This is a genomic window from Winogradskyella sp. PC-19, from assembly GCF_002163855.1.
Lineage (GTDB): Bacteria > Bacteroidota > Bacteroidia > Flavobacteriales > Flavobacteriaceae > Winogradskyella.
Genome location: NZ_CP019332.1, coordinates 1 through 12,278 on the forward strand (window position 1 = coordinate 1; position 12,278 = coordinate 12,278).

The following is a 12,278-nucleotide window of genomic DNA, read 5'->3' on the forward strand; positions in this document are numbered from 1 at the left end:
ATGATTCTCTTAGTTTAACTAAAAATAAATAATAAAAGTTATTTGTTTTTACTTCCAAATATACTATCCATAATAGTATTGATTCCTTTTAAGAGAGCTATTATAGCACTAAAACTAAGTAAAACACCAAGTATCAGTAGAGGAATAAAAAGGGGTTTTTCTTTATTGGAGAAAGCTATGTGAAGTGTTGTAGGACCAGTAAACATTAAAAATAAGCACATAAGCATTACACGAATACCTTTGCTTAAGACCTCTTTATCTGTTTTTTTAGTTTCTTCCATCTTGTATGTGTTTTATTACATTTCTCACATTACCGTGTTTATTAAGTAATTTTTTTGCTTCAGATTTATTAATGTTAAGTTCTTTTATGAGTATTTGAACTCCACGATTTACCAATTTATTATTACTCAACTGCATATCCACCATTTTATTCCCTTTTATTCTACCCAGTTGAATCATAGATGTCGTAGAAATCATATTAAGAATTAATTTTTGAGCTGTACCTGCTTTCATTCTTGAACTGCCAGTAATAAATTCTGGGCCTACTATGACTTCAATTGGATATTTTGCCACATTAGATAATGGACTGTCTTTATTGCAAGTAATGCATCCAGTGATTATGTTTTTTGAATTACAAGTATTAAGAGCATGAATTACGTATGGAGTTGTACCAGAAGCTGCAATACCAATAACTATATCTTTTTCAGAAATATTAAATGACTTTAAATCTTCCCAACCTTGTTTTGTTGAGTCTTCAGCAAACTCAACAGCTTTTCTAATCGCTATATCACCACCAGCAATTAAACCTATAACTAAATCGTGAGATACTCCAAATGTTGGTGGACATTCGGAAGCATCTAAAATACCTAAGCGACCACTAGTACCAGCACCAATATAAAATATACGACCGTTATTTTTAAGTGTATTGACAACCTGTTCTATAAGTTTTTCAATTTGAGGTAATGCTTTTTCTACAGCTAATGGTACAGTCTTATCTTCATTATTAATATTTGAAATAATCTCATGAATAGTCATGCTTTCTATATTGTCGTAGTGGGAATCTTTTTCTGTAGTTTTTTCAAAATTCATAGTATAAAAATAATGAATTAGTTTGCGTTTGATTAGAAACAGTAGCTTTTACTTAGTAAAAGATATAGAGTATAATGTAAGAAAGTATTTTAGTCTTAATAACGAATAAATAGTAGAACTATTGAATAGTATAAATAACTTCATCAACTTCGGACAATCTAAAATATCCAAATGGGAAATTATCTGGATTGGATTGATTTATACAATTACCGCGAACTGTTGCTGGCTGTGTTTCAAATGGACCTCCACCTTCTTCGCTACCTTGTTGTAAAAGCGTAAACATAAACTGATAAAAGCGATCAGAAACACCATAATTTCTAATGGTAACTTGATCACCAGCTTCCAAATCTTCTTCAGTATAAAACCCGAAAATTTGATTTCCATCGGTAAATCTATCTTCATAGACCTCTAAAGTTGGTATTTGTGGAATATCACTTAAGAATTCAAAAAAATAGAAATTCTCAATATTTGCAGGATCTGTATAAAAGGCTTTGAGTTCAATATCTTCACCTAAAAAGCCTCCATCATCTTTTTGCTCAATAAAATCTATAGGTACGACTGGTTTTAATGTTTCTGTTGCGGTATATAATTCATTTCCATAGATTACGGAAAGTGTGTAAGTTTCATCTATTACTGGAATAAAATTCGAATTTATGTAGATACCAGAATTACCATCTTCAATGAATTCAAACGTATTTCCGTTTGTGTCTGATATAGAAACAATTCCATTATTTGCTGGTTCTACACCATCATCGAAAAAAGGCGCTGTCAATGATAATTTTATATTTTGCTCATTTCCTGTTGTGTTTTTAAACCAATCAATGCCTGCGTCAATAACTAATTTAGGTGGCGCTTCGTTTAAATCTACTTCGATAACATCTTCACAAGAAACGAATGTTAGTGTAAGAACAAATATTAGGATACTTTTTTTCATATTAAAATTGAAAATTATAGGTTACTGCAGGCACAATACCAAATATTGCTAGTCTAGTGGCTTCATTTCTTCCGTCCATTCGATTTTCTCTGAAAGTAATGTTTGCTGCATTTCTACGATTATAAATATTATATAAACTAAAAACCCATTGTCCCTTTAATCTTTTTTGAGAATCTGGTCTAGGATTATAATTCACCGATAAATCCATTCTGTGATAATTGGTTAGTCGACTAGAGTTACGCGCTTCATATACTGGTACAGTTATACCATTAAACTGGTATTGGCCATTAGGAAAGGTTGCAGGAATACCTGTTTGAAATAAAAAATTACTATTAATACTCCATTTTTTATTGAGTTCATATGTACCTGTTAATGTGATATCATGCGTTTTATCCCAAGGTGTATTGTACCACTGACCATTATTAATTCCGGTTTCTTGTGCTGTTCTTCCCGGTGTACGCTGTTCTGATTTTGAAAGTGTATAGGCTAACCAACCTTTAAAACGACCTTCATTTTTTCTCAATAAAATTTCTAAACCATATGCTCTAGCTTCTCCGTTCAAAACAACTTGTTCTATAGCATCGTTTGCGATTAAGTTTGCACTATCTATATAATCTATTCGATTTTGTATGGTTTTATAAAATGTTTCAACCTCTAATGAATATGCATTATCTTTAAAACTTTTAAAATATCCTATTGCGAATTGATCTAAAATTTGTGGTTCGATGAATCTCCCACTTGGAGCCCAGACATCTAAAGGTGTCGGAGAACTTGTGTTAGATAATAAATGTAAATACTGTGACATCCTGTTATAACTTGCCTTAACAGAAGATGATGGATTGAGCTGATATGCTAAGGATGCCCTTGGTTCGATATTCGTAAATGATTCTAATACATCACTTCTCCTAAAGGACTCTTTTCCAATTGGCTCCGCCATTTCATAAACCTGTAAGTCATTATTGAATATTAGAGGATTGTTATCCTGGTAAACATTAAGTTCGTCTTGGCCTAATCTATGAAATGTACTTAATCGAGTACCGTAAGACAATGATAGTTTATCAGAAATTTTATGTTCAGCATCTATATATATAGCATTTTCAAAGGCATATTTATCTATAAGTTTATCAGGATTTATTCCTGAATTATCATCAATTGGCTGAATTTCTCCAGGGTTGAATTTATAGTAAATACTATTTAGACCATATTCTAGTTTGAAGGTGTCACTTATGTAATGTTTTAAATCATATTTCACATTAAAATTAGTAATACCGGATTCCCAATCAAAACCTACAAAATCTAATGTGAGTCCATAGAAGTAATCTGAATATATTGCTGAGAAATTTGAAAATAATTTATCTGAAAATAAATGATTCCATCTAAAATTTAATACTGTATTTCCGTAAGTGTTTGTAAACGAATCACCGAGACTAAAAACATCTCTACCAAAATAACCTGAGAGATAAATACTATTTTTTGCATTTAAGCGATAACTAAGTTTTGTGTTTAGATCATAGAAGTATGCAATATTGTCTAAATCAAACAATGGTAAAAATAAGTGAGCATAACTACTACGTCCTCCAAGTAGAAAAGAACCTTTACCTTTTTTTATTGGACCTTCAGCTAAAAGACGACTAGAAACTAAACCAATACCACCGTTTAGATGAAACTCTTCATTATTACCTTCTTTTTGATAAATATCTAAAACAGAAGACACACGTCCACCATATTTCGCAGGTATGCCACCTTTATAGAGTTTAATGTCTTTTATTGCGTCTGGATTAAATACAGAAAAGAAGCCGAATAGGTGAGAAGTGTTAAAAATAGTAGCTTCATCTAAAAGAATTAAATTCTGATCTGCAGAACCACCTCGAACATTAAAACCTGATGAACCTTCTCCCGCATTAGTTACACCAGGAAGCAAGGTTATAGACTTAATGACATCTACTTCCCCCAAAACTACAGGAAGTTGTTTAATGGTTTTTATAGATAAGCTATTTACACTCATCTGGGGTTTTCGAATGTTGAGTTTTTCTACATCTTCGGTGATAATAATTTGATTTAAGCGTTCTGCTGATTCTTCAAGTTTAAAATTGAGTGTTTTGTCAGCATTTAATTCTAAGATTTGCGTAATGGTTTTGAAACCTAGATAACTGATTTGTAATTTATAAGTGCCTTCATCTAGTGTAATAGAATAAAAGCCATATTCATTAGTAACCGTACCGTTTTTTAATTCAGGAATAATGATATTTACCCCAATCAGAGTTTCGGTGGTATTATTATCTGTGATTATTCCGCTAAGTGTATACTTATTTTGGGCAGAAATTATAGATGTAAACATCAGTATATAGACAGTACTTCCAAGTAGGAACTTTCTCATTAATTTCTTTTTATGTAAAAATAAAAAAGCCTCATTTTACATGAGGCTTTTTTAACTTAAGTTTAATTGAGAATGCTATTGAGAGTTTGACTCGGTCGCATTGAATTACTTGTCAATATTTCGTTAGGTAAATAATAGCCATCAATATCGACTGATACACCTTGTATATTCGTTAACTCTTTCAAGATATCTGTTTCTTTGGACTGAAGATTTTTGAATACATTAGCAAACTCATGCTTTAAATCTTCATTCTTATTTTGATTGGCTAATGCCTCTGCCCAGTATAGCGCTAAATAAAAATGACTTCCTCTATTATCTAATTCATTCACTTTACGAGAAGGTCCTTTTTTGTTTTGTAACAACTTTTCTGTAGCATCATCTAATGTCTCACCAAGAACTCTTGCTTTCTCATTACTCGTATAATCTGCATAATGGTCTAATGATACAGCTAATGCCAAAAATTCACCAAGTGAATCCCAGCGTAAATGGTTTTCTGAAACAAACTGTTGTACGTGTTTTGGAGCAGAACCACCGGCACCTGTTTCAAAAAGACCACCACCGTTCATTAATGGAACAATAGATAACATCTTTGCACTTGTACCAACTTCTAAAATAGGAAAAAGGTCAGTTAAATAATCACGCAATACATTACCAGTTACGGAGATTGTATCTTTTCCGTCTTTAACACGTTCAAGAGTAAATTCAGTAGCTTTAATCGGTGATAAGATTCTAATATCTAAACCTTCAGTATCATGATTTAGAAGGTATTTATTTACTTTTTTAATTAGCTCAGCATCGTGTGCTCTGTTTTCATCTAACCAAAATATAGCAGGAGTTTTAGATGCTCTTGCTCTTGTAACCGCAAGTTTAACCCAGTCTTGTACAGGTGCATCTTTTACTTGACACATGCGCCAGATATCTCCAACTTCGATATCATGAGATATTAATACAGTTCCTAAAGCGTTAACCACTTCAATTTGTCCGTTCGAAGAAACTTCAAATGTTTTATCATGAGAGCCATATTCTTCTGCTTTCTGAGCCATAAGACCAACATTAGGAACAGTTCCCATTTTTGTCGGGTCAAAAGCACCATGTTTTTTACAAAAATCGATTGTTGCCGTGTAAATACCAGCATAACTACTATCCGGAATTACGGCTTTGGTATCCTGTTGGTTACCTTCGGCATTCCACATTTGACCAGACGTACGAATCATTGCTGGCATAGATGCATCAATAATTACGTCACTTGGCACGTGTAAATTTGTAATCCCTTTATCAGAGTTTACCATAGCTAAGTCAGGTCCATTCTCTAGGGCAGATGTAATATCTGATTCTATTTCTTGACGCTTAGCATCAGATAATTCTTCTAATTTTTCAACTAAATTTCCAAAGCCGTTATTAACGTCTACGCCAATTTCTTCAAATGTGTCTGTATGTTTTTCAAATAACGATTTAAAGAATACACGTACAGCATGACCGAAAATGATAGGGTCAGATACCTTCATCATAGTGGCTTTCATGTGTAAAGAAAATAACACATTATTTTCTTTAGCGTCTTTTACTTGCGCTTCTAAAAAAGAAATAAGCGCTTTTTGACTCATTTTAGTGGCATCTATTATTTCGCCATCTAATAAAGCTAAATTATCTTTTAAAATAGTTTGTGTTCCCTTAGTATCTGTGTGAATAATCTTAACACTAGTTGCACCATCAATAGTTACAGATTTTTCATTATGAGCAAAATCTCCTTGAGACATTGTTGCTACATGTGTTTTTGAACTAGATGACCAAGCACCCATTCTGTGTGGGTTCTTTTTAGCGTAATTTTTGACAGCTTTTGGTGCACGTCTGTCTGAATTTCCTTCTCTCAATACAGGATTTACGGCAGACCCTTTTATTTTATCGTAACGCGATTTTATCGCTTTTTCATCATCATTTTCTGGCTCATCTGGATAATCAGGTAAGGCATATCCTTTTGCTTGTAACTCTTCAATAGCATTTGTTAGTTGAGGAATTGATGCACTAATATTAGGCAATTTAATGACATTAGCCTCTGGTTTCTTTACAAGCTCTCCAAGTTCTGCTAGGGCATCAGATACACGTTGCTCTTCAGTCAAATAATCTGAAAACGCAGAAAGTATACGCGCAGCTAGCGATATATCTTTAGTTTCTATATTTACATTTGATGATTTTGTAAAAGCTTTTACAATAGGTAAGAATGAACGAGTTGCCAAAGCAGGTGCTTCATCTGTTAGCGTATAAAAAATAGTAGAAGGTTTTGTCATGTCTATATGTGCAGTTTTAATATATAAAAGGCTATTTTTTAGCCGAGCAAATATACAAAATCTTAACCTTTGAATAAAGCCTGATTATATGGTAATTATAAAATTATGATTTTATTATAATTCCTGTATACTGAAGTAATCCTGAAAGATTATCTCTAGAAAACAGAGCCTTTTTTAATTGATTGGGTGAAGGTATAATATTGAAATTGTATGCAGATATAAAATTTGCTTGTTCTAAGTTTGTATTCGAAAAGATTGCGTCTTGCAAATCACAATCCTTGAATAAGACTTTTTTTGCTTGAGCATCTGTGAAATCTGCACCAACAAGTTTGCATAAAATAAAAAAGTACCGTCAATTTTGATGTCTGTAAAGGCAGAAAAATCCATAATACAATCTGTAAAGTTAAAATTCCTAAGAAAATCATTAGAATTATTAAACTGAACACCCACTAATTTACATTGTTTGAATTCAATGTCTTTAAACTGGGTATGCATTACATTGGCATTGCTAAAATTACAATCTATAAACTCACATTCTAAAAATACATTATTTGAGATATCAGAGTTTTCAAAATTACAACTTACAAATTTACAGCTGTCATACTCTCCTTTTGGTAGAATAGAAGCGGTATAGTCTTTTTGTCGATATGTTTGACTGTTTATAAAGGGAAGGTTCATTAAGCTAATATAAAAACAAAAAGCCATATCATCCAGCAAAGCTGGTGTGACATGGCTTTTCAGAAACTTACTTTACTTAACCTATTTAGTTTTCACTAACTCAGTTGATAGGTAAAACCCTCATCTTTTTCAGTTCAAGTAGTTCTGTTTCCATGAAATGCTTCATAACTTTCAAAATGTATTGACCTGTTAATTCACATTTCAAGAGATTTTTTAATTCGCTTTATCACGGACCCTTACTTTCGTAGTGGTTGTGTTTATACGTACTGTTCTTATTTTTCGTAACTACAAGTAGTTTCTACTTTTCGGAACCTAAATCTTAGCCCATTTCAGTAACCTAAGTCGCTTCTATGTTTTAAGCTAGTTGTTTTATACTCTGCATACACAGTTTATTACGCAACTGAAAAAATCTCATTACACAAAGATTGAATCTTTGCAAAAAATTAACATTAATCCGAAATTAAATTCAAAACCAAACTAGGTTTGTTGTTAATTGTTTAGCTAATTTAGGTTTTATGTTAAGAATTCCAAATTTTTTAGCTAGGTAGATATTCACATTTTATAAACCGTAGTTATTAACAAAAGTTCATAACACAAAAAAGCCCTGATTCCTCAGGGCTTTAAAATATTGTTAGCTTAATTAAAGTCTTATTTTCTAACTTCTTTAATTCTTGCTTTCTTACCAGTAAGTCCTCTAAAGTAGAATATACGAGCTCTACGTACTTTACCTTTTTTGTTAACTTCAATTTTTTGTAGTGCAGGTAAGTTTACTGGAAAAATACGCTCTACTCCAATTGTACCAGACATTTTACGGATAGTAAATGTTTCAGAAGTTCCTGTTCCTTTACGTTGTAGAACTACACCTCTAAAAAACTGTGTACGTGTTTTGCTACCTTCTTTAATTTCGTAGTATACGGTTATTGTATCACCAGCGCTAAATTCAGGTAAATCTTTTCTTGTTACAAATTCGTCTTGTACATATTTAATTAAAGACTCCATGCTATTTTGTTTGTTATGGTTAATTCAAATCAACATTCGCGATTTTCGCCAGAGGTTAATCCAAAATTGGGTGCAAAGATAATTAAAAAGTGTAAAGTAGAAAGCTAAAAGTAAAAAGTTTTTATCTAGTCTTCCAGTAAGTCTGGGCGTCTTTCTTTTGTGCGTTCGTAAGCTTGCTCTTCGCGCCATTTTTCGATTTCAGCAAAATTACCACTAAATAATACTTCAGGGACTTTCATACCATCATACTCTCGTGGTCTTGTGTAAATAGGAGGTGCTAATAAATTATCTTGAAAACTATCTGTAAGTGCTGATGTTTCATTACCTAAAACTCCAGGAATCAATCTTATTATAGAATCGCAAAGCACAGCTGCACCAAGTTCTCCACCAGAAAGTACATAATCGCCAATAGAGATTTCTCGTGTTATAAACTTGTCTCTTACACGCTGATCTACACCTTTATAATGCCCACAAAGAATAATAATATTTTCTTTTAAAGATGTTTGGTTAGCGATACTCTGATTAAGTCTCTCACCATCTGGTGTCATGTATATAACCTCATCGTAGTCACGTTCTGACTGAAGTTTTGTAATGCATTTATCAATCGGCTCAATAAGCATGACCATACCAGCTCCACCACCAAATTGCGTGTCGTCTACAGCTTTGTAACTGCCTTTAGTATAATCTCTGAGATTATGAAAATGGACTTCGACCAAGCCAGCTTCAATGGCACGTTTTAATATAGAAGCTTCAAATGGACTTCTTAGTAATTCTGGTAAAACGGTAATGATATCTATGCGCATTTTGCAAAGATGCGATTATTCTTGGAGATAAGAAATGAGAGAGTAAGTTAGATATTCACTTTCTCTAAACGATTTGCTCGCATGTATAAGAATAAAGGGAAGCTAAACGCTATAGCAACTAAAAATGTAAGTGGAATAATAATCCAGCAATGCTTTATTTTTAGTTTTCGACTTTCATACACCATCCAAATTAAAAAAGTAAGAACAACAACCGAAATATCTGCACTTATTGATTTCGCAGGGAAACTTAGGTTAGTTTCTGCTATAAAATTTCCAATAGATGCGTCTTCTGCATTCAAATAAAATTGAATATTAAAATACCATGTCGCACATAGTCCTATTAAAGCTAGAATAAGGTAAATGTATTTAAATTTCATGGTTATTTAGGATTAGTCCAAAAGAAGTGTAAGTCTGGGTCTGGATTAAAATCCAAGCGTTGATATAAATGTTGTGCTGGATTATCTGATGCAGTTTGTATTGCAATACCTTTTTGATTTTCGGAAATACATTGCGCTTTAGTCTTATCTATTAAAGCTTCGCCGATACCTTTACCGCGAAAATCAGTAACGACGTATAAATCGTTAAGTAAATACATACGCTCCATTGATACGGAAGAGAATAAATTATAAAGTTGAGTAAACCCCACAGCCTTATCTTCTAAATAAGCTATAAAAATTATGGAATCCTTATTTATTAAACGTTCCGATAAAAATTGCTTGATTTTGATTAAATCACTTTCTTGTTTATAAAATCTTCGGTAACCATCAAATAGTGGTATTAGGTCTTTAAGATGATTTTTTGTTGCTTTGATTATGGTCATAAAAAATCCGTAAAATAGTGCTTAGATAAGCTTAGCAACCAAATTACGGATTTTTGACTTATACAATTAGTTTTAAGACTTGTTTTTATTTATTTCGTCTTGTAATTGACGTCTTACTTTCTGTTCACGTTCTAATGCGATGCGTCGATGCTCTTCAAATTCTGTTTCGACTTCTTCAAGTTTTTGTTTAGCTGCTTTTGTAGAAGAATTACTGCTTTTAAAACGAAAAAGGAAAAACAAAGCTAAAGCTAATAAGCCAGCGATAATACTCCACATTAAAACATTATAACCTGTTTTACTCATCTGAATACCAAATAACGACATGCTATCTTTCTCGGCATTAGTATTTGTAAGTTCAGTTTGAGTGTTACCTAACTTAGATTTCAAAGACTCAATTTCTTTTGCTTGACTAGTAACTCTCTTTTCAGAGCTATCTAATTTTGCATACGTAGTTTTCAATGAATCTAAAACATGAGCCTTTAAGGTTAGAAGTGAACTGTATTTTACAGCTTCATACTTCTGTCCGTTGGTGCCTTTAAAGTTTCCTGATTTACGAAATATATATTCAAACTGACTGTCAATTGTTCCGCTATCTAATGATAGGTCTTCGTCTTCAGTTGTTGTCTGTGCTATTGAGAATGTAAAGCTTAGTGATAATGCTAGTAAAAGTAATGGTTTGGTTATGTTTTTCATTTTTAATTGTGTTAGGTTAAGGCGTGTCCAATATAGGGATTTTAACATTATTTCTTTAGTTTGTATAAACAAATAGCCTTACAATTTGTAAGGCTATTGATATACGTCAAAAAGTATATTTTAGATTTTTTGATTTAGTAATATGTATAGCGTCTTACTTTTGATACATATTTGGCTAAGCGAATCACTTGATGGCTATAACCATATTCATTGTCATACCAAATATAAAGCACAGCATTTTTGCCGTCGGCTCTTACAATCGTCGCTTTACTATCATAAATTGAAGGGGCAGAGCTGCCAACAATATCACTAGATACAAGCTCGTCACTCATTTCGTACTTTATTTGCTCCACCAAATCACCTTCAAGAGCATACTTTTTCATTAAAGTATTCATAGCATCAACAGAAGTTTTTCTGTCTAACTCTAGATTCAAGATAGCTAATGACCCGTTAGGAACAGGAACTCTAATCGCATTTGATGTTAATTTTCCTTCTAAAGACGGTAATGCTTTACTAACTGCTTTTCCTGCACCAGTTTCAGTAATTACCATATTTAGTCCTGCTGCTCGACCTCTTCTATATTTATTATGATAGTTGTCTACTAAGTTCTGGTCATTAGTATAAGCGTGAATTGTCTCTAAATGACCAGTTTTTACACCATAAGAATCTTCAATAGCTTTTAAAATTGGTGTAATAGCATTAGTTGTACAAGAAGCTGCCGAAAAGATTTTTACTTTATCAGGATTGTGTTCTAAGTGATTAACACCATGTACAATATTTGGAATACCTTTTCCAGGTGCAGTTAATAAAACTTTTGATGCGCCTTTAGCTTTTAGATGTCTGCTTAAGGCTTCTTTATCTCTAAAGGCACCTGTATTATCAATAACTAATGCGTCATTAATGCCGTACTTCGTGTAATCTATTTCTTCTGGTCCTTTTGCAGAAATTATATTTACAGTGGTTCCATTAATAATTAGGGCTTCGTTTTTTACGTCAACAGATACAGTACCAGAAAAGTCACCATGTACAGAATCATTTCTTAAAAGTGAAGCTCTCTTTTCTAAAACTGTAGCGTCAATTGCACCACGTGTTACTATAGCTCTTAAGCGCATTTGACTACCTTTTCCAGTTTTTGTCATTAACTCTCTGGCTACCAAACGTCCAATACGACCAAAGCCATAAAGCACAACGTCTTTTGGTTTAATACCGTTACTGTCTTCGGCATTTTTTAGTTTGTTAGCTACAAAACTTAAAGCATTACTATGCTTTTCATCTTCTAAATGATACTCATAAGTTAGTTTACCAATATCTAATTTTGAAGGTGGTAAATCTAACTGGTTTATAGCTTTAGCAATTTCTACAGAATCAAAGATTGAAATAGGTTTCTGTACGAACTCACCAGCATACTCATGTAAATTTAAGATATCACTGACAGTTCTGTCGATAAGTGGGTTTCTGAAAATCACTAATTCAATAGATTTCTCATACCATAAGTCATTAAGAATTTTGATAAATTCTACAGTAGCACGACGTCTGTCTGCTTGAAAAGCTAATTCTTTTTCGTAAGTGTCTTTTACGGGCATTGTGTTGTGTGTTAGTTGTC

13 protein-coding genes are annotated in these 12,278 nt (G+C 32.6%); all 13 read right to left on the minus strand.

The window, feature by feature from the left end:
* Nucleotides 1-38: 38 nt before the first annotated feature.
* The 13 genes from BTO05_RS00005 to BTO05_RS00060 all read right to left on the minus strand — a co-directional run bounded on the left by BTO05_RS00005 (nucleotide 39) and on the right by BTO05_RS00060 (nucleotide 12,258).
* Complete coding sequence (locus tag BTO05_RS00005) at nucleotides 39-281, minus strand: DUF6095 family protein (RefSeq protein WP_087490685.1); 243 nt, start codon at nucleotides 279-281, stop codon at nucleotides 39-41.
* Entirely contained in the window at nucleotides 268-1,089 is an 822-nt protein-coding gene (murQ, locus tag BTO05_RS00010) for an N-acetylmuramic acid 6-phosphate etherase (RefSeq protein WP_087490686.1), read from the minus strand. Before murQ ends, BTO05_RS00005 begins: the two co-directional genes overlap by 14 nt.
* A gap of 118 nt (nucleotides 1,090-1,207) precedes the next feature.
* Nucleotides 1,208-2,023 (minus strand): DUF4249 domain-containing protein, encoded by an 816-nt coding sequence (locus tag BTO05_RS00015; RefSeq protein WP_087490687.1) that lies wholly within the window; start codon nucleotides 2,021-2,023, stop codon nucleotides 1,208-1,210.
* Nucleotide 2,024: 1 nt separating this feature from the next.
* Entirely contained in the window at nucleotides 2,025-4,400 is a 2,376-nt protein-coding gene (locus BTO05_RS00020) for a TonB-dependent receptor (RefSeq protein ID WP_087490688.1), read from the minus strand.
* Nucleotides 4,401-4,462: 62 nt separating this feature from the next.
* Nucleotides 4,463-6,682 (minus strand): NADP-dependent isocitrate dehydrogenase, encoded by a 2,220-nt coding sequence (locus tag BTO05_RS00025; RefSeq protein WP_087490689.1) that lies wholly within the window; start codon nucleotides 6,680-6,682, stop codon nucleotides 4,463-4,465.
* A 103-nt stretch (nucleotides 6,683-6,785) separates the two neighbouring features.
* A complete protein-coding gene (locus tag BTO05_RS14165) occupies nucleotides 6,786-7,022 on the minus strand; it encodes a pentapeptide repeat-containing protein (protein WP_232459801.1) in 237 nt (78 codons plus the stop codon).
* Nucleotides 6,917-7,360, minus strand: coding sequence for a pentapeptide repeat-containing protein (locus tag BTO05_RS00030; RefSeq protein ID WP_232459754.1), 444 nt, complete (start codon nucleotides 7,358-7,360; stop codon nucleotides 6,917-6,919). Before BTO05_RS00030 ends, BTO05_RS14165 begins: the two co-directional genes overlap by 106 nt.
* A 648-nt stretch (nucleotides 7,361-8,008) precedes the next feature.
* Nucleotides 8,009-8,359 carry a 50S ribosomal protein L19 gene (rplS, locus tag BTO05_RS00035; protein ID WP_087490690.1) on the minus strand — a complete coding sequence of 117 codons (351 nt, stop codon included), beginning with the start codon at nucleotides 8,357-8,359 and terminating at the stop codon, nucleotides 8,009-8,011.
* A 125-nt stretch (nucleotides 8,360-8,484) separates the two neighbouring features.
* On the minus strand, nucleotides 8,485-9,162 hold the full coding sequence (gene trmD / locus BTO05_RS00040) for a tRNA (guanosine(37)-N1)-methyltransferase TrmD (RefSeq protein WP_087490691.1): 678 nt from the start codon (nucleotides 9,160-9,162) through the stop codon (nucleotides 8,485-8,487).
* Nucleotides 9,163-9,209: 47 nt separating this feature from the next.
* Nucleotides 9,210-9,539 (minus strand): DUF2834 domain-containing protein, encoded by a 330-nt coding sequence (locus tag BTO05_RS00045; protein ID WP_087490692.1) that lies wholly within the window; start codon nucleotides 9,537-9,539, stop codon nucleotides 9,210-9,212.
* 2 nt (nucleotides 9,540-9,541) lie between these two features.
* The gene (locus tag BTO05_RS00050) at nucleotides 9,542-9,982 is read right to left on the minus strand and encodes a GNAT family N-acetyltransferase (protein WP_087490693.1); all 441 of its coding nucleotides are present in this window, start codon (nucleotides 9,980-9,982) and stop codon (nucleotides 9,542-9,544) included.
* A gap of 72 nt (nucleotides 9,983-10,054) precedes the next feature.
* On the minus strand, nucleotides 10,055-10,675 hold the full coding sequence (locus BTO05_RS00055; RefSeq protein WP_232459755.1) for a tRNA (guanine-N1)-methyltransferase: 621 nt from the start codon (nucleotides 10,673-10,675) through the stop codon (nucleotides 10,055-10,057).
* A 134-nt stretch (nucleotides 10,676-10,809) separates the two neighbouring features.
* The gene (locus BTO05_RS00060) at nucleotides 10,810-12,258 is read right to left on the minus strand and encodes a glyceraldehyde-3-phosphate dehydrogenase (protein WP_087490694.1); all 1,449 of its coding nucleotides are present in this window, start codon (nucleotides 12,256-12,258) and stop codon (nucleotides 10,810-10,812) included.
* Nucleotides 12,259-12,278 lie beyond the last annotated feature (20 nt).